Origin of the sequence: Acinetobacter soli, from assembly GCF_018139125.1 — a bacterium.
GTDB classification, from domain to species: domain Bacteria; phylum Pseudomonadota; class Gammaproteobacteria; order Pseudomonadales; family Moraxellaceae; genus Acinetobacter; species Acinetobacter soli.
Genome location: NZ_CP073241.1, coordinates 1,924,450 through 1,942,206, shown reverse-complemented (window position 1 = coordinate 1,942,206; position 17,757 = coordinate 1,924,450). Strand labels below are relative to the sequence as shown.

Annotated in this window: 11 protein-coding genes, 6 tRNA genes and 3 rRNA genes; 13 read left to right on the top strand and 7 right to left on the bottom strand. The window is 44.3% G+C overall.

All coding sequences use genetic code 11. From position 1 onward, the window contains the following. Nucleotides 1-24 precede the first annotated feature (24 nt). Nucleotides 25-849, bottom strand: a complete 825-nt coding sequence (locus tag KCV09_RS08960; protein ID WP_151765542.1) for an MBL fold metallo-hydrolase — start codon at nucleotides 847-849, stop codon at nucleotides 25-27. 122 nt (nucleotides 850-971) lie between these two features. Further along, nucleotides 972-1,613: a peroxiredoxin gene (locus tag KCV09_RS08955; RefSeq protein WP_004933144.1), complete on the bottom strand. Its 642-nt coding sequence runs from the start codon at nucleotides 1,611-1,613 to the stop codon at nucleotides 972-974. Nucleotides 1,614-1,955: 342 nt separating this feature from the next. Here KCV09_RS08955 and secA point away from each other — a divergent pair, with 342 nt between their 5' ends. From secA to KCV09_RS08915, 8 genes are all read left to right on the top strand, one after another. Beyond that, nucleotides 1,956-4,670 (top strand): preprotein translocase subunit SecA, encoded by a 2,715-nt coding sequence (gene secA / locus KCV09_RS08950; protein WP_212515057.1) that lies wholly within the window; start codon nucleotides 1,956-1,958, stop codon nucleotides 4,668-4,670. Between the two features lie 145 nt (nucleotides 4,671-4,815). Next, entirely contained in the window at nucleotides 4,816-5,175 is a 360-nt protein-coding gene (locus KCV09_RS08945) for a hypothetical protein (protein WP_212515056.1), read from the top strand. A 144-nt stretch (nucleotides 5,176-5,319) separates the two neighbouring features. Beyond that, nucleotides 5,320-6,540: a bifunctional glutamate N-acetyltransferase/amino-acid acetyltransferase ArgJ gene (argJ, locus tag KCV09_RS08940; RefSeq protein WP_151815939.1), complete on the top strand. Its 1,221-nt coding sequence runs from the start codon at nucleotides 5,320-5,322 to the stop codon at nucleotides 6,538-6,540. 135 nt (nucleotides 6,541-6,675) lie between these two features. Continuing rightward, nucleotides 6,676-7,740 carry a quinolinate synthase NadA gene (nadA, locus tag KCV09_RS08935; RefSeq protein WP_212515055.1) on the top strand — a complete coding sequence of 355 codons (1,065 nt, stop codon included), beginning with the start codon at nucleotides 6,676-6,678 and terminating at the stop codon, nucleotides 7,738-7,740. Nucleotides 7,741-7,870: 130 nt separating this feature from the next. After that, a tRNA-Pro gene (locus KCV09_RS08930) sits at nucleotides 7,871-7,947 on the top strand. Between the two features lie 45 nt (nucleotides 7,948-7,992). Further along, nucleotides 7,993-8,069, top strand: a tRNA-Arg gene (locus KCV09_RS08925). A 40-nt stretch (nucleotides 8,070-8,109) separates the two neighbouring features. Next, a tRNA-His gene (locus tag KCV09_RS08920) sits at nucleotides 8,110-8,185 on the top strand. 4 nt (nucleotides 8,186-8,189) lie between these two features. Next, nucleotides 8,190-8,266 (top strand) — tRNA-Pro (locus KCV09_RS08915). Nucleotides 8,267-8,396: 130 nt separating this feature from the next. On the opposite strand, the gene KCV09_RS08910 is transcribed toward KCV09_RS08915, so the two are convergent. From KCV09_RS08910 to KCV09_RS08900, 3 genes are read right to left on the bottom strand one after another with little or no spacing between them, the layout of a single operon-like run. Continuing rightward, nucleotides 8,397-8,876, bottom strand: a complete 480-nt coding sequence (locus KCV09_RS08910; RefSeq protein WP_004933160.1) for an OmpA family protein — start codon at nucleotides 8,874-8,876, stop codon at nucleotides 8,397-8,399. A 17-nt stretch (nucleotides 8,877-8,893) separates the two neighbouring features. Next, complete coding sequence (locus tag KCV09_RS08905) at nucleotides 8,894-10,111, bottom strand: diguanylate cyclase domain-containing protein (protein WP_212515054.1); 1,218 nt, start codon at nucleotides 10,109-10,111, stop codon at nucleotides 8,894-8,896. Between the two features lie 3 nt (nucleotides 10,112-10,114). Beyond that, nucleotides 10,115-10,618: a YfiR family protein gene (locus KCV09_RS08900; RefSeq protein ID WP_373868931.1), complete on the bottom strand. Its 504-nt coding sequence runs from the start codon at nucleotides 10,616-10,618 to the stop codon at nucleotides 10,115-10,117. Nucleotides 10,619-11,134: 516 nt separating this feature from the next. On the opposite strand from KCV09_RS08900, the gene KCV09_RS08895 reads away from it, so the two are divergent. The 5 genes from KCV09_RS08895 (at nucleotide 11,135) to rrf (ending at nucleotide 16,469) form a co-directional block, all read left to right on the top strand. Continuing rightward, nucleotides 11,135-12,673, top strand: a 16S ribosomal RNA gene (locus tag KCV09_RS08895). Between the two features lie 60 nt (nucleotides 12,674-12,733). Beyond that, nucleotides 12,734-12,810: transfer RNA gene (locus tag KCV09_RS08890), tRNA-Ile, on the top strand. A gap of 36 nt (nucleotides 12,811-12,846) precedes the next feature. Beyond that, nucleotides 12,847-12,922 (top strand) — tRNA-Ala (locus tag KCV09_RS08885). A gap of 361 nt (nucleotides 12,923-13,283) precedes the next feature. Beyond that, a 23S ribosomal RNA gene (locus KCV09_RS08880) occupies nucleotides 13,284-16,169 on the top strand. Between the two features lie 185 nt (nucleotides 16,170-16,354). Next, a 5S ribosomal RNA gene (gene rrf / locus KCV09_RS08875) occupies nucleotides 16,355-16,469 on the top strand. The 16S, 23S and 5S rRNA genes sit together here with 2 tRNA genes alongside, the layout of an rRNA operon. Before the next feature lie 174 nt (nucleotides 16,470-16,643). Here rrf and KCV09_RS08870 read toward each other — a convergent pair. Beyond that, a complete protein-coding gene (locus tag KCV09_RS08870) occupies nucleotides 16,644-17,300 on the bottom strand; it encodes a hypothetical protein (protein WP_212515052.1) in 657 nt (218 codons plus the stop codon). A gap of 18 nt (nucleotides 17,301-17,318) precedes the next feature. Further along, nucleotides 17,319-17,753, bottom strand: coding sequence for a ClpXP protease specificity-enhancing factor (locus tag KCV09_RS08865; RefSeq protein ID WP_004941278.1), 435 nt, complete (start codon nucleotides 17,751-17,753; stop codon nucleotides 17,319-17,321). Nucleotides 17,754-17,757: the final 4 nt, after the last annotated feature.

Genomic DNA, 17,757 nt, shown 5'->3' with positions numbered 1-17,757 from the left:
AGCTGGGTGTGTATGATTAGATATTTATTTATCTAAGGCTCTGTAACGTTCAAACTCCACCACATCATGTGCACAAATGAGTTCGATCTCAGGCTTATGCTGTGCCATATGCTGTAAGCGCGCCAAATTATGTAGTCGATTCTTGTTGTCATATGCCAGTACACGCTCAAAAAGCGCCAGTCCTTTTTGTTTATAGTCTGGTTTAAGCTGTTGATGAGAAAAATAGGCATCACCACAAAAAAGTGTCCAGCCGCGCTGATAGTGTTTAATGGCAATCCCACAATGACCAGCGGAGTGTCCCAGAAGAGGAATCATTAAAATCTCGTCGTTAAACTGTGGGGCAGCCTGAACCTTCTCAAAATTAAACCAAGGTTCACCCTGCGTATGTTCTACAAAGTTCCAGTAACGATGCTTTTTAAACTGAGCGGTTTTGTATCGTAGACGGTTTTTTAAATTAAATGACTGTGTGGCGTTAAATTCAGACGCCAGTACATGCACAGTTGCTTCAGGAAAATCTGATATTCCTCCCGCATGATCAAAATCTAAATGCGTAACAAAAATATGTCGGACGTCTTTGGCACTAAATCCCAATTTTTGGATTTGCTGAATGGCACTGTATTCAAAATTGAGTTCGATTTGACCAATGTCTAACAAGAAAGACCCAATCCGCTGCTTGGGATGAAGATAATCCTGAATGCCTAAACCGGTATCGATAAGTACCAATCCCTGATCTGTTTCGAGCAACAAGCAATGACAAATGATATGTGCTCGCCATCCCGATTGACCGACAAGAGGTGCGCAAACCGGACACATCGTGCCACAGTGCAAGTGATGAATCTGATAGATCATGGCGAAATAAATCAAGAGAACCTTGAACTTTTATACCGCAAAATATGGGGCGATCCAAGAGAGAATATCTTGAATCAAAATAAAAATGCCCATGGTTTCAACGGGCATTTTAGTGCGAATGATTAGTCTTTGTCTGGCTGTGGAGTGAGGCGCAGGTACGGTTTAACGGCTTTATAACCTTTCGGAAAGCGCTCTTTGAGTTCAGCTTCATCTTTGATTGACGGCACAATCACCACATCTTCGCCTTGTTGCCAGTTTGCAGGCGTGGCCACTTTATAGTTGTCGGTCAGTTGCAAGGAATCGATGACACGCAACACTTCATGAAAGTTGCGTCCGGTCGATGCCGGATAGGTAATGATCAGTCGAACTTTTTTATTTGGATCAATAATCACCAATGAACGTACAGTTGCAGTTTCGCTGGCATTTGGGTGGATAAAACCATACAACTCCGATACCTGGCGGTCTTTATCTGCAATAATCGGAAAGTTAACCGTGGTATTTTGGGTTTCATTGATGTCTTTAATCCAACCATGATGTGACTCAACATCATCGACCGACAAGGCAATCGCTTTTACGTTGCGTTTTTCAAATTCATCTTTGAGTTTGGCGGTGTATCCCAGTTCGGTGGTACAAACAGGGGTGTAATCGGCCGGATGCGAAAATAAAATACCCCAGTGATCACCCAAGTAGTCATAAAAGTTAATCTGACCTTCGCTCGATTCCTGTTCAAAATTAGGGGCTGTATCGCCTAGACGTAACGTCATTTTAGTCAACCTCGTTTATATGTTGTTATTGCGTTGCAGGTTTTTAATATGCGCTAAATCTTTTGCAAATAAAAAGAAGGTTTTTGTATGTTCTTATAAATATTTTGTATATATTAAAAATTAAGTATTTGAAATAAATAAAATATCTAAAAATTCTTGGCCAGCTAAAAATTCAAATTTTGGGGGTTGATGCAACTGTCTGATTTTTCAACGTCCTGTTGTGCTGGAGTTTTTTTTAAGAGGATTTGTTTAAACCCCTTGTACTTCAAATTTCTGGCTCCATAATAACGAGTGAGAAAAAATTTATTCATCTGATAAGCAAGTTTTTAGAGAGTTTCATTCATGTTGGTAAGTCTGATCGGAGGTATCTTCGGTACAAAAAATGAGCGCGAACTCAAACGCATGCGTAAAATTGTCGATCAAATCAATGCGCTCGAGCCGACGATATCCGCTTTAAGCGATGCAGACTTATCTGCAAAAACTCCAGAATTCAAACAACGTTATCAAAACGGTGAGAGTTTAGATAAACTTTTACCCGAAGCCTTTGCCGTATGTCGCGAAGCTGCAAAACGCGTGATGGGAATGCGCCACTACGATGTTCAGCTCATCGGGGGGATTACCTTACATGAAGGTAAAATCGCCGAAATGCGTACCGGTGAAGGTAAAACGCTCATGGGCACCTTGGCGTGTTATTTAAACGCGTTAAGTGGTCAGGGCGTACATGTCATTACCGTCAATGATTATTTGGCGCAGCGTGACGCTGAGTTGAACCGTCCATTATTTGAGTTTTTAGGCCTCAGTATTGGCACCATTTACTCAATGCAGTCTCCAACCGAGAAAGCAGAAGCGTATCACGCCGATATCACTTACGGGACCAACAACGAGTTCGGCTTCGACTACTTACGAGACAATATGGTGTTCTCGCTGCAAGAGAAAAAGCAGCGCGGTTTGAACTATGCCATTATCGATGAAGTCGACTCGATCTTGATTGACGAAGCACGAACACCGTTGATTATTTCAGGTCAAAGTGAAGATTCTTCACAGTTGTATGCGGCAATCAATCATATTCCACCTAAACTACAGCCACAAAAAGAAGAGAAAGTGGCCGATGGTGGACACTTCTGGATTGATGAAAAGCAACGTTCGGTTGAAATGACCGAAGTGGGCTTTGAAACTGTCGAGCAAGAATTGATTCAGATGGGCCTACTCGCCGAAGGCGAAAGTTTGTACTCTGCGACCAATCTTAATCTGGTCCATCATGTAACCGCTGCAATTCGTGCGCACTTTCTTTATCACCGCGATGTGCACTACATCATTCATAACGGTGAAGTGATTATTGTCGATGAGCATACCGGACGTACCATGCCGGGTCGTCGCTGGTCTGAAGGTTTACATCAGGCGGTTGAAGCCAAAGAAGGTTTGGAAATTCAACCAGAAAACCAAACGCTTGCCACCACAACTTTCCAGAACTACTTCCGTTTATACAAAAAGCTTTCAGGTATGACCGGTACAGCGGATACCGAAGCCGCCGAAATGAAAGAAATTTACGGATTAGATGTCGTGATTATTCCAACGCATCGTCCGATGGTTCGTAAAGACATGAATGACCTGATTTATTTGAATCGTAACGGTAAATACGATGCGATTGTGAATGAAATCAGAGCCATTCAGGAAACGCGTGCACCTATTTTGGTGGGTACTGCAACCATTGAGGCCAGTGAAGTGCTGTCGCACAAGCTTACTCAAGCAGGTATTCGTCACGAGGTTTTAAACGCGAAACAGCACGAACGTGAAGCCGATATTATTGCACAGGCCGGAAGTCCTGACTCTGTTACGATTGCCACCAACATGGCAGGCCGTGGTACCGATATTATCTTGGGCGGTAACTGGAAAGCAAAACTGGCTAAAATCGAAAATCCGACTGCAGAAGACGAAGCTCGTCTGAAAGCAGAATGGGAACGTGACCACGAAATCGTACTTAATGCCGGCGGCTTACACATTGTGGGTTCAGAGCGACATGAATCACGTCGTATTGATAACCAGTTGCGTGGCCGTGCTGGTCGTCAGGGTGACCCAGGTGTATCGCGCTTCTATCTTTCACTTGAAGATGACTTGATGCGGATTTTCGCAGGCGATCGCGTGGTTGGCATGATGCGTGCGATGGGTCTGAAAGAAGACGAAGCCATTGAACATAAAATGGTGAGCCGTTCTATCGAAAATGCACAGCGTAAAGTAGAAGCACGTAACTTCGATATTCGTAAAAACTTGCTGAAATACGATGATGTCAATAACGAGCAACGTAAAATCATTTACTCGCAACGTGATGACGTTTTGGCAGAGCATACACTGCAGGATGCGATTGAACTCATGCATCATGATGTGATGGCGGGTCTGATTGGAAACTTCATTCCACCAGAGTCGATCCATGATCAATGGGATATTGAAGGTCTGGAAAATGCCTTGCGCGTCGATCTGGGAATCGAGCTTCATGTTCAACAGTGGTTAGACGAAGATCGCCGACTCGATGAAGAGGCACTAGTGCAGCGTATTACCGACGAAGTACTGGCGCGTTACAGAGCACGTCGCGAGCAGATGGGTGATGAATCCGCAGCAATGCTTGAGCGTCACTTTATGCTGAATTCACTTGATCGTCACTGGAAAGATCATCTGGCAGCAATGGATTATCTACGTCAAGGTATTCACTTGCGTGGCTATGCCCAGAAAAATCCTGAGCAGGAATACAAAAAAGAAGCGTTTAATCTGTTTGTAAACATGCTTGGTATAATCAAGTCAGATGTAGTGACTGATCTGTCTCGTGTTCATATTCCGACACCTGAAGAGTTGGCAGAACTTGAAGCGCAGCAACAGCAACAGGCTGATGCAATGCGTTTGTCGTTTGAACACGACGAAGTCGATGGTCTGACAGGAACTGTTACACCGCATGAAATTGAAGAGCAAGCCCCTGCCGAGCAAAATGTTGTGCCGCCAGCCAGTCGAAATGCACCGTGTCCATGCGGTTCTGGCTTGAAGTATAAGCAGTGCCACGGTCGTCTTTAAATTGTGATGAATGCTCATTAAAGTAAAAGCAGAACAGAAATGTTCTGCTTTTTTTACGAGTTGTTGCAAGGTGTGAATATCATTTGCAGTTTCAGAGATTAAATGGTATTTACTTGCACATCTTGACTTAAAAATTGGTTAGACAATGAAAAAGCTATTACAAAAAATTGCACTTGTCGTATTGGCAGTTCCAGGCTTTGCGATTGCTCAATCGAATACACAAACAACGACAGTCGATAAAGTACAGGCTGCACAAGGCCCAACGACTGCACAAGTGATGGTGCAAAATGACAGCACCACAGTGATCAGCCCGCGTACGGGTATTCGTTATACTTTAGGCAACACCGGGAATCGTCCAATTGTGCTTAAAACTGCGGCCATTGCAGCAGTCAATTCTGCCAATGCAAACCGTATTGTGGCATCAAACCCTGCATTGTCTGTTACCAGTCAAGAAAAAGCCAAACAAGCGTTGTTGGCAACCAATACACAGCCAGCAACCAACTAAGCATTTTATGAAAAAAAGCCAGCCTACATGCTGGCTTTTTTAATATCTAGTCATCTAAAAAATCAAATCGCACAATGCTCGATTTTTCTGATTAATTGCTCTAAGCTTTTCTTTTTCCGATAACAAACACAGTGGGATTTCAAAATGGCTGTTGGTGACGTAACAATGCCGCACATGCATGTGGTGAAAGGGGTGAAAATTGGTTCAACTGAGGCATATGTGCGTTATCCAAATCGACGAGACTTGGTCATTTTTGAATTTGTAGAGGGTTCAAGTGTTGCGGGTGTATTTACCCAAAGTGCATTTGCCGCAGCGCCCGTACAAGTATCAAAACAACATTTAACAGAAAATGCGACACGTTACTTAATTATCAATACGGGCAATGCCAATGCCGCTACGGGTGACATAGGTTTGTTAAACGCACAAAAAACCTGTGAAAAACTGGCAGAGCTTGCACACGTACAACCGAATCAGATTTTACCCTTTTCAACTGGCGTGATTGGTGAGCAACTCCCAATCGAGCGTTTGCTCGCAGGTATTCAACCAGCACTGACTGACTTAAACGATCATGCATGGACTGATGCTGCTTACGGGATCATGACCACAGACACCACGCCAAAAGGTGCTTCCGAACAATTCGAACTAGATGGCGTGTTATATACCATGACTGGTATCAGCAAAGGGGCGGGAATGATTCGTCCGAATATGGCGACTATGTTGGGCTTTGTTGCAACAGATGCACCAATCAGTCAAGCCATGACGGAACAGTTGCTTAAAACCACGGTCGAGCAGTCATTTAACCGAATTACCATCGATGGTGACACATCAACTAACGATTCATGTATCTTTGTAGCAACTGCACAAGCCGGGGGTGAAACAATTAGCAACGAACATGATCCTCGTTATGCTACGCTTCTTGAGGTATTGCAGCGCGTTATGAACCGTTTGGCACAATTAATTGTGCGTGATGGCGAAGGGGCAACCAAATTCATTACTGTTGCCGTTGAGGGTGGACAAAATACTCAGGAATGCTGCGATGTCGCCTACAGTATTGCGCATTCACCATTAATCAAAACGGCCATGTTTGCATCCGATCCAAACTGGGGACGAATAGTAATGGCCATTGGTAAGGCGGGTGTTCCGGTACTCGATTCTAGCAAAGTACAAGTCTGGCTGGATGATGTTCAGATTTGTCGTGACGGAGGTGCTGCGGCAGATTATACCGAGGAGCAGGGCGCGCGCGTCATGGCGCAAGCTGAAATGACCATTCGCGTAGATTTGGGTCGTGGCACTGCAAAAGATACTGTATATACCTGCGATCTATCGTATGATTACGTCAAGATTAATGCGGATTATCGATCTTAATTCAGATCGATAAAAAAACCTCATTCGTGAGGTTTTTTTACATCAATTTTTTGAGTAGCTCATCTGCCTCAATACTGAGTTACCTTAACGTTTAGCGCTCGCAAAATGCTAGCCAGAGAATAGAGAAGACGTTTTATGAATGATGCGACTTTAATTGCAAATGATGCAAAAGTAATCGTGCAAGCGCATTTAGATCGTTTAGGTGAGCCAAAGGATCACCACTTAAGTCCAGAAGTTAAACAGGCTAAGTTCGCTCAAATCAAGGAAGAACTCAAAAAACGCAATGCTGTTCTGGTGGCACACTATTATTGCGATCCAGATGTTCAGGAATTGGCAGAGGCTACAGGCGGGTGCGTGTCAGATTCACTTGAAATGGCGCGTTTTGGCCGTGACCACGAAGCCACAACTTTGGTCGTGGCAGGTGTCAAGTTTATGGGAGAAACCGCCAAGATCCTGTCGCCTGAAAAAACTATTCTGATGCCGACGCTTGAAGCCACCTGTTCCTTGGATCTAGGCTGTCCTGTCGATGAATTTACTGCGTTTTGCGACCAGCATCCAGATCATACCGTAGTGGTCTATGCCAATACGTCAGCCGCGGTGAAAGCTCGTGCAGACTGGGTGGTAACATCGAGTTGTGCTGTTGAAATCATTGAGCATCTTGACAGCCTAGGTGAAAAAATTATTTGGGCACCCGATCAGCATCTTGGTCGTTATATCCAGAAAAAAACGGGTGCCGATATGTTGCTTTGGGATGGCGCTTGCATTGTGCATGAGGAATTTCGTGCCCGTGGTATCGCCAATATGAAAGCGCTCTATCCAGATGCTGCGGTGCTTGTCCATCCTGAATCACCCGAGTCAGTGGTTGATATTGCCGATGCAGTAGGCAGTACATCTCAATTGATTAAGGCGGCCCAGACTTTACCTAATCAACGTTTGATTGTGGCGACGGATCGCGGAATTTTTTACAAGATGCAGCAAGCTGTACCAGATAAAATTCTGTTGGAAGCACCGACTGCGGGTGAGGGAGCAACCTGTCGTTCATGTGCACATTGCCCATGGATGGCAATGAACGAGCTAGATGGGATTTTGCATGTGTTACAGCATGCTGATCAAGAAATTCACGTCGATTCACAACTTGCCGAACGTGCCAAACTTCCTTTAGATCGAATGTTGAGCTTTAGTACATCACTAAAACGCTAAAATGCTTGTTAAATATACATTTGATAACGTTTTTTAACTTTTTTTAATTCTAGGTGTTGACGTGGTTGAGCGTCCCGCCTAGAATGCACACCGTACCGCACGATGTGCGATACAGTAAAAGCTGAGAAGACGGAGCATAGCACAGCCTGGTAGTGCACCTGGTTTGGGACCAGGGGGTCGTAGGTTCGAATCCTACTGCTCCGACCAATTAATCGGCGGAAGTATCGCATGATATTTTTTATCATCGGTCATGCGCCTGTAGCTCAGTTGGATAGAGCATCCGCCTTCTAAGCGGATGGTCACAGGTTCGAATCCTGTCAGGCGCGCCATTTGGTAGATTAGCTTGGTAATGTAGAACCCACAGTAGTGGTGGATGTAGCTCAGTTGGTAGAGCCCTGGATTGTGATTCCAGTTGTCGCGGGTTCGAATCCCGTCATTCACCCCAATTTCGGAGCATAGCACAGCCTGGTAGTGCACCTGGTTTGGGACCAGGGGGTCGTAGGTTCGAATCCTACTGCTCCGACCATCTTTAAAAAATTAAAGATGTAAATAAAAAATCCGCTTTATTGCGGTTTTTTTACGTCTGTTGTTTTTATCATTTTATAAAGTTAATACAAAGCGGTATTTAACTTTGTATTAACTTATGAACAATTCGATTACGGCACAATAATAATCGCTACACGTCGATTGGCTGCACGATTTGCTTCGGTGGTGTTAGGTAATAACGGTTGAGAAGCACCACGACCAATAGTTTGAATATTGCTACGCACAAAACCTTGCTCAACAAAAATAGTGGCTACGCTCTGAGCACGTGCTTGCGAGAGCTTGATGTTATAGTCTGGATTGCCAATATTATCTGTGTATCCCACCACTTTAAGTTTGTGTAACCCATACTTATTGAGTTGATTGCTCAATCGCACCAATTCATTTCGATGGTTCGGATTGACTTCAGACTTATCAAAATCAAAGAGTAAACGTTCAGGTAGGCCAAGTGTCCAGCCTTCCTCAGTTTGTACAAAACCTTCCTTTTTCAAAAGTTGAACTTGCTTGTACTTTAGCGGCCCGAAGCTTAGACAACCGGAAAGTACAAGACAAATGGCAGCTAAAATCGATATCTTAAACGGATGACTAAACATAATAAGGGGCCTATCGGTTAGGGGGTGTGGATACACCAATGATGATGGAGATGTTTTGCTTTATACATGGCCTGATCGGCTTGTGTGATCAGTTCCTCAGGAGTCGAGGCAAACTGGGAAAAAGCAATACCAATACTGAAACTGAAATAAATCTGATGCTCATTAAAACTGAGCGGTTTTTTGCAGCTTTCTAATAAGTGTTCGGCAATCGTAATCAGATGATCACGTTGATGCACAGATTCTAAAAGTATGGCGAATTCATCACCACCCAAACGCGCAATAAAATCATGCTGACGAATACGTGATTTTAAACGCTGGGCCATTTCGATTAAAACTGCATCGCCTGCCGGATGACCGTATTGATCGTTAATTCGCTTGAACTGATTATTATCGATAAAAATTAAAGCCGAATTTGAGCGTAAGCTCGGTTGCTCAAACAAATGTAACAGTTGACTATAAAAATAACTGCGATTCGGCAATGCGGTAAGATGATCATGCTTGGCTTCAAAAGACAATTGATGATTTTCATCTTGAAGATGTGTGTGCCAGGTTTGAATCTCATGTAAAAGTTGATTAAACACATCATTTAGATCTTGAAATTCTTTAATATTATTTTTTGGAAAGCGAAGGTTGTATGCCTTTTGATCGCTAACAATTTGTGCGGTTTGAGTCAGTGGTTGCATTGATTGCATGATATAGCGATAGGTGGAGTTGGTTGACCACCACAACGCAATAATCATAAATAACATGACCACTGCCAATCCAATTAAAATAGTGACAATAAATTGTAAAATACGCTCTGAACTTCCGTAGATGATCAGTTGTCCGACTTGCTGGTTATTATGAAAAATTTTAAGTTTTACTGGCTCTTTTAGAAAAACATGATCAAGTAAAACTTGTAATCTGGAATAGTAGGCTTTGCTCTTGGTGCTATTGGCTAATTGAATATTTTGATTGTCGAAAACCTCAATGCTTCGGATAGAGTGCTGTGAGGTATATTCATTTAAAATTTGCGAAATTGTTTGTTGATCCCGAAAAACCACCGCAGGTTGTATACGCTCACTGACAGCTAGACTCAAAATATTTAAATTCTGTTTGGTATATGTTTCCATTGTAAAGGTAGAAATTGATACAAAGGTAAAACAACAGATAATTAAGGTAATCGCAAAAATCGTTGCTTGAGATCTGCGGAATACGCTATGCAATGAATTGGACTTATACAGCCGAGAAATCATAACTTACTCCGCATTTTTGGCTAAAAGTAAAACGCGGGGATCTATACGAATTTGAGAGCGACTGAGCGTATCTAAATTAACTTTAAAAGTAGATTTCCCTTTTTGCTGATATAAACAAAAAATACTTCCAATTTCACAATCAATATTATTGGCACTAAAAGACAGTAATGAGTGGGATGGATAACTATTGATTAATGCTTCTTGCTGCGCAGGTGTTTGACTTGAAAAATAAACGGCCTGACATTGCGTCTTAACAAAACTAGCTGCAGGAATAGATTGGACTTTGTATCCATAAGTAGATTGTTTAATCTGTGTCTGGAAAATTCCCGCTGCTGCTGGGTTATCAATCACGCACAGTGTGGTATTGCTTCCTGTGGAGAGTTTGCTATAACTCATAATTGATAAAGTTAATGTATAGAAATTTTGAACAGGCGAAGCAAAAGACACTTCCATAGATAAGCATAGAAGTGTAAGTAAAAAGAACCTTAATATCACTTTGTGATACATTTCGCGATTATCTTTAAAAATGTGAATTTTGTCTATTTTATCGAAAAATTCGAATAAAAAATAGCTGCTCATTTAAAATATTGAAGCAAATGGGTTAATAAGTAAACATTTGTTTATTTTTTTATAAAAACAGGCTTGCAAGGGGTGAGAAATAGTGTAGAATGCACATCCATCGGCGGTGATGCAGATAGAAACTTGTTGAAAAACAGTAACTTGGCTTGAGTGGTTGGGTTATGGGTTTGGAGATAAAGTTTTAAAAATATCGAAATTACTTGTTGACTTTGAAGAGATTTAGAGTAACATAGCCGACCTAGCTTGATGATGACGAATCATCGAGAAGATCATTAAGAGAATAGAAGAACAACTTGTGTGGATTTTTACTGGTTGATTAATCGATATATATTATCATTGATTGATTGGTTTAAATTACTCGAAGTTTATTTGAGCGAAATTTAAGTCAGGAAATTGATGAGCCAGAATTGGCACCTTGTCTATAAATAAGGTGCAAAATGATTTTAACTGAAGAGTTTGATCATGGCTCAGATTGAACGCTGGCGGCAGGCTTAACACATGCAAGTCGAGCGGAGTGATGGTGCTTGCACTATCACTTAGCGGCGGACGGGTGAGTAATGCTTAGGAATCTGCCTATTAGTGGGGGACAACATCTCGAAAGGGATGCTAATACCGCATACGTCCTACGGGAGAAAGCAGGGGATCACTTGTGACCTTGCGCTAATAGATGAGCCTAAGTCGGATTAGCTAGTTGGTGGGGTAAAGGCCTACCAAGGCGACGATCTGTAGCGGGTCTGAGAGGATGATCCGCCACACTGGGACTGAGACACGGCCCAGACTCCTACGGGAGGCAGCAGTGGGGAATATTGGACAATGGGGGGAACCCTGATCCAGCCATGCCGCGTGTGTGAAGAAGGCCTTATGGTTGTAAAGCACTTTAAGCGAGGAGGAGGCTCTTTTGGTTAATACCCAAGATGAGTGGACGTTACTCGCAGAATAAGCACCGGCTAACTCTGTGCCAGCAGCCGCGGTAATACAGAGGGTGCAAGCGTTAATCGGATTTACTGGGCGTAAAGCGCGCGTAGGCGGCCAATTAAGTCAAATGTGAAATCCCCGAGCTTAACTTGGGAATTGCATTCGATACTGGTTGGCTAGAGTGTGGGAGAGGATGGTAGAATTCCAGGTGTAGCGGTGAAATGCGTAGAGATCTGGAGGAATACCGATGGCGAAGGCAGCCATCTGGCCTAACACTGACGCTGAGGTGCGAAAGCATGGGGAGCAAACAGGATTAGATACCCTGGTAGTCCATGCCGTAAACGATGTCTACTAGCCGTTGGGGCCTTTGAGGCTTTAGTGGCGCAGCTAACGCGATAAGTAGACCGCCTGGGGAGTACGGTCGCAAGACTAAAACTCAAATGAATTGACGGGGGCCCGCACAAGCGGTGGAGCATGTGGTTTAATTCGATGCAACGCGAAGAACCTTACCTGGCCTTGACATAGTAGAAACTTTCCAGAGATGGATTGGTGCCTTCGGGAATCTACATACAGGTGCTGCATGGCTGTCGTCAGCTCGTGTCGTGAGATGTTGGGTTAAGTCCCGCAACGAGCGCAACCCTTTTCCTTACTTGCCAGCATTTCGGATGGGAACTTTAAGGATACTGCCAGTGACAAACTGGAGGAAGGCGGGGACGACGTCAAGTCATCATGGCCCTTACGGCCAGGGCTACACACGTGCTACAATGGTCGGTACAAAGGGTTGCTACCTAGCGATAGGATGCTAATCTCAAAAAGCCGATCGTAGTCCGGATTGGAGTCTGCAACTCGACTCCATGAAGTCGGAATCGCTAGTAATCGCGGATCAGAATGCCGCGGTGAATACGTTCCCGGGCCTTGTACACACCGCCCGTCACACCATGGGAGTTTGTTGCACCAGAAGTAGCTAGCCTAACTGCAAAGAGGGCGGTTACCACGGTGTGGCCGATGACTGGGGTGAAGTCGTAACAAGGTAGCCGTAGGGGAACCTGCGGCTGGATCACCTCCTTAACGAAAGATTGATTGGCCGGTAAGAATCCACAACAAGTTGTTCTTCTAAGATGTATCTGAGGGTCTGTAGCTCAGTTGGTTAGAGCACACGCTTGATAAGCGTGGGGTCACAAGTTCAAGTCTTGTCAGACCCACCAAGTCTACGGCAGAAAGATACATTAATGATATAAGCTGGGGACTTAGCTTAGTTGGTAGAGCGCCTGCTTTGCACGCAGGAGGTCAGGAGTTCGACTCTCCTAGTCTCCACCACGTACTTTAAAGAGTACGGCTAAGGTGTAGATTATAGAACTTAGTAAAAGAAGGTCTTGAGATCTTATTTTATTAAGTTCTGTGATTTATCACAGTTTAGTGTGATCTGACGAAGACACATTAATTCATTAACAGATTGGAAAATATTGAGTCTGAAATAAATTGTTCAAACTCGATTAAATAAGAAGCTAACAAGCAATTGTTAGGTGACTATTTAATCCGAGAACTAGCAAATTAACTGAATCAAGCGTTTTGGTATATGAATTTAGATTGAAGCTGTACGGTGATTCAATTCACAGTACTTCAAACTGTAATGTTGATAATGCTACTTGTAGGCATTAGCGACTGTTTGGGGTTGTATAGTCAAGTAATTAAGTGCATGTGGTGGATGCCTTGGCAGTCAGAGGCGATGAAAGACGTGATAGCCTGCGAAAAGCTCCGGGGAGGCGGCAAATATCCTTTGATCCGGAGATGTCTGAATGGGGAAACCCACTTATCATAAGATAGGTATTGCATGATGAATACATAGTCATGCAAGGCGAACGAGGGAAGTGAAACATCTCAGTACCCTTAGGAAAAGAAATCAATTGAGATTCCCTTAGTAGCGGCGAGCGAAAGGGGAACAGCCCATTAAGTTGTGTGTGTTCTAGTGGAACGCTCTGGGAAGTGCGAACGTAGAGGGTGATATTCCCGTACACGAAAGGGCACACGCAATGATGACGAGTAGGGCGAGGCACGTGAAACCTTGTCTGAATATGGGGGGACCATCCTCCAAGGCTAAATACTCCTGACTGACCGATAGTGAACCAGTACCGTGAGGGAAAGGCGAAAAGAACCCCTGTGAGGGGAGTGAAATAGATCCTGAAACCGCATGCATACAAGCAGTGGGAGCCGACATGTTCGGTGACTGCGTACCTTTGTATAATGGGTCAGCGACTTATATTCAGTAGCAAGGTTAACCGCATAGGGAGCCGTAGGGAAACCGAGTCTTAATAGGGCGTATAGTTGCTGGGTATAGACCCGAAACCAGGCGATCTATCCATGAGCAGGTTGAAGGTTGGGTAACACTAACTGGAGGACCGAACCCACTGTCGTTGAAAAGCCAGGGGATGACTTGTGGATAGGGGTGAAAGGCTAATCAAGCCTGGTGATAGCTGGTTCTCCCCGAAAGCTATTTAGGTAGCGCCTCGGACGAATACCATAGGGGGTAGAGCACTGTTTCGGCTAGGGGGTCATCCCGACTTACCAAACCGATGCAAACTCCGAATACCTATGAGTACTATCCGGGAGACAGACTGCGGGTGCTAACGTCCGTAGTCAAGAGGAAAACAATCCAGACCGCCAGCTAAGGCCCCAAAATCATAGTTAAGTGGGAAACGATGTGGGAAGGCATAGACAGCTAGGAGGTTGGCTTAGAAGCAGCCACCCTTTAAAGAAAGCGTAATAGCTCACTAGTCGAGTCGGCCTGCGCGGAAGATGTAACGGGGCTAAAACTATGTGCCGAAGCTGCGGATGTAACTTTAAGTTACGTGGTAGGGAGCGTTCTGTAAGCCGATGAAGGTGGATTGAGAAGTCTGCTGGAGGTATCAGAAGTGCGAATGCTGACGTGAGTAACGACAAAACGGGTGAAAAACCCGTTCGCCGAAAGACCAAGGGTTCCAGTCCAACGTTAATCGGGGCTGGGTGAGTCGACCCCTAAGGCGAGGCCGAAAGGCGTAGTCGATGGGAAATTGGTTAATATTCCAATACTTCTGTGTAATGCGATGAGAGGACGGAGAAGGTTAGGTCAGCCTGGCGTTGGTTGTCCAGGTGGAAGACAGTAGGCATGCATCTTAGGCAAATCCGGGGTGCTCTATGCTGAGAGTCGATAGCAAGCTAGTTTACTAGCGAAGTGGCTGATACCATACTTCCAAGAAAAGTCTCTAAGCTTCAGTTACACAGGAATCGTACCCGAAACCGACACAGGTGGTCAGGTCGAGTAGACCAAGGCGCTTGAGAGAACTCTGCTGAAGGAACTAGGCAAAATGGTACCGTAACTTCGGGAGAAGGTACGCTGTTGATGGTGATGGGACTTGCTCCCTGAGCGATTGACAGCCGCAGAAACCAGGCCGCTGCAACTGTTTATTAAAAACATAGCACTCTGCAAACACGAAAGTGGACGTATAGGGTGTGATGCCTGCCCGGTGCTGGAAGGTTAATTGATGGGGTTAGCGTAAGCGAAGCTCTTGATCGAAGCCCCAGTAAACGGCGGCCGTAACTATAACGGTCCTAAGGTAGCGAAATTCCTTGTCGGGTAAGTTCCGACCTGCACGAATGGCATAATGATGGCGGCGCTGTCTCCAGCAGAGGCTCAGTGAAATCGAAATCGCTGTGAAGATGCAGTGTACCCGCGGCTAGACGGAAAGACCCCGTGAACCTTTACTGCAGCTTGACATTGAACTTTGACCTTACTTGTGTAGGATAGGTGGGAGGCTTTGAAGATGGGACGCCAGTTCCATTGGAGCCATCCTTGAAATACCACCCTGGTAATGTTGAGGTTCTAACTCTGCCCCGTAATCCGGGGCGAGGACCATGTCTGGTGGGTAGTTTGACTGGGGCGGTCTCCTCCTAAAGAGTAACGGAGGAGTACGAAGGTGCGCTCAGCGTGGTCGGAAATCACGCGTAGAGTATAAAGGCAAAAGCGCGCTTAACTGCGAGACCCACAAGTCGAGCAGGTACGAAAGTAGGTCTTAGTGATCCGGTGGTTCTGTATGGAAGGGCCATCGCTCAACGGATAAAAGGTACTCTGGGGATAACAGGCTGATACCGCCCAAGAGTTCATATCGACGGCGGTGTTTGGCACCTCGATGTCGGCTCATCTCATCCTGGGGCTGAAGCAGGTCCCAAGGGTATGGCTGTTCGCCATTTAAAGAGGTACGCGAGCTGGGTTTAGAACGTCGTGAGACAGTTCGGTCCCTATCTACCGTGGGCGCTGGAAATTTGAGAGGATCTGCTCCTAGTACGAGAGGACCAGAGTGGACGAACCTCTGGTGTACCGGTTGTGACGCCAGTCGCATCGCCGGGTAGCTATGTTCGGAAGGGATAACCGCTGAAAGCATCTAAGCGGGAAGCCTACCTCAAGATAAGATTTCCCTAGGAATTTATTCCTCTAAAGAGCCGTTCAAGACTAGGACGTTGATAGGTTGGATGTGGAAGCATAGTGATATGTGAAGCTGACCAATACTAATTGCTCGTGAGGCTTGACTATACAACACCCAAACAGTTGTTGTATCAAGATAAATTCGATACGAATACTTGATTTAGTGAAAGCTAGAACATAAAATACCGACTCAATATTCCAATCCGTTAAACTCATTTGGTACAAAGTACGGCACACGCTGTGAGATACAATCCACAGTCTAAGTAAGACCCGAAAATGTCCATAAACAGTTTGCTGGCGACAATAGCAAGAGTGAACCACCTGATCCCTTCCCGAACTCAGAAGTGAAACCTCTTCGCGCTGATGGTAGTGTGGCGTTAGCCATGTGAGAGTAAGTCATCGCCAGCTTTTAAATACGAAAGCCCCCTTAACATACGTTAAGGGGGCTTTTTTATGCCTAAATGAAAGGGAAGGAAAATAGAATAGAAATAGAAAAATAAAAGAGGAAATCAATCCCACATTCAATAAGACATAAAAAAAGGGCAGATGCCCTTTTTTAACACTTAAATTTTAACAGCAAATTTAACCCACCAAATGTCCATATTGCACATAAAGAAAGATTAAAACAGCTAAAGCAACAAGTGGTGCCACGATTTTTGACCACGTTGGCACAACATCATGCACGACTTCGTTTACATCATGTCTGTCCGTGTCGTGGTGAGCAGTATGAACCATTTGATTGAATTCCTTCATTGTTTCGTCTAATGATACATCTTCTTCAATACTAGGTTTAGAGCCTATCAATTCTGTTAGTTGGTTTGTTGACCAAACCCAATCATCGGCTTGCCCAGAAAGATGGTCAATTTGTCCGATCATCAGCTCATTTAAGCCTGTTTTACCTAAATGACCCGTTTGCTCTAACTGTTTAAGCTCTGAAAGCTGTAATGCTAGAATTTCGCTGAGACTACTTTCAAGCTGTTGTTTAGACAATGTCGATTGGTTTTTAGGAGATGTTGTAAGATGCCTTGCAATCTCTTGAATATAAAGCGGGTTTTGATCCTGTATTTCAGTATAGAGCTTGTCACTATCCTTGCGCCACAATTGAATTAGCTTACCCAGTACCAATGCGTTCAATTCAAAAACTTGTTGTTGACGCGTTTGAACTGTACTGCCATTAAGTAAATTTGGGGATTGAAGCAAACTTTGTTCAGCAAAATAATGCACTAAATCAAACGCCATCTTACACTCCGTGATGATCTAATCTAAAAGTCTTAAATTTGGTTTCTTCTTGCTTGTTTCAGGTTCAGTTTTTTCTTGCTCTTCCGATTCTAGAGCATTTTCTGGCATCTGGATATTTGAATATTCACTAGGATCAAAGAAAAGTCCTTGTCCATTTTCACGTGCATATATGCCAACGACCGCGTAGATCGGTACATAGATGTCACGTGAAACGCCACCAAAACGTGCCGAAAAGGTGATGGCATCATTGGTCATCTGAAACTGATGCACGGCATGTGGTGCAATATTTAATACGATTTGTCCATCTTGAATGAATTGTTCTGGAACAGAGGTGTAAGGCTGTGTCGCATCGACCAAAAGATAGGGTGTCAGCTGGTTATCGCAGATCCATTCATAAATTGCACGAGCCATATATGGGCGAGTTGGACTTAACGGTATTTCAGTTTCAGACATTGTG

Excerpts from the sequence above, each read along its gene's own strand:
- KCV09_RS08865 (WP_004941278.1), bottom strand. The coding sequence starts at position 17,753 with ATGTCTGAAACTGAAATACCGTTAAGTCCAACTCGCCCATATATGGCT.
- KCV09_RS08910 (WP_004933160.1), bottom strand. The coding sequence starts at position 8,876 with ATGTTTAGTCATCCGTTTAAGATATCGATTTTAGCTGCCATTTGTCTT.
- nadA (WP_212515055.1), top strand. The coding sequence starts at position 6,676 with ATGAATGATGCGACTTTAATTGCAAATGATGCAAAAGTAATCGTGCAA.
- secA (WP_212515057.1), top strand. The coding sequence starts at position 1,956 with ATGTTGGTAAGTCTGATCGGAGGTATCTTCGGTACAAAAAATGAGCGC.
- KCV09_RS08900 (WP_373868931.1), bottom strand. The coding sequence starts at position 10,618 with ATGTATCACAAAGTGATATTAAGGTTCTTTTTACTTACACTTCTATGC.
- KCV09_RS08960 (WP_151765542.1), bottom strand. The coding sequence starts at position 849 with ATGATCTATCAGATTCATCACTTGCACTGTGGCACGATGTGTCCGGTT.
- argJ (WP_151815939.1), top strand. The coding sequence starts at position 5,320 with ATGGCTGTTGGTGACGTAACAATGCCGCACATGCATGTGGTGAAAGGG.
- KCV09_RS08945 (WP_212515056.1), top strand. The coding sequence starts at position 4,816 with ATGAAAAAGCTATTACAAAAAATTGCACTTGTCGTATTGGCAGTTCCA.
- KCV09_RS08905 (WP_212515054.1), bottom strand. The coding sequence starts at position 10,111 with ATGATTTCTCGGCTGTATAAGTCCAATTCATTGCATAGCGTATTCCGC.
- KCV09_RS08870 (WP_212515052.1), bottom strand. The coding sequence starts at position 17,300 with ATGGCGTTTGATTTAGTGCATTATTTTGCTGAACAAAGTTTGCTTCAA.
- KCV09_RS08955 (WP_004933144.1), bottom strand. The coding sequence starts at position 1,613 with ATGACGTTACGTCTAGGCGATACAGCCCCTAATTTTGAACAGGAATCG.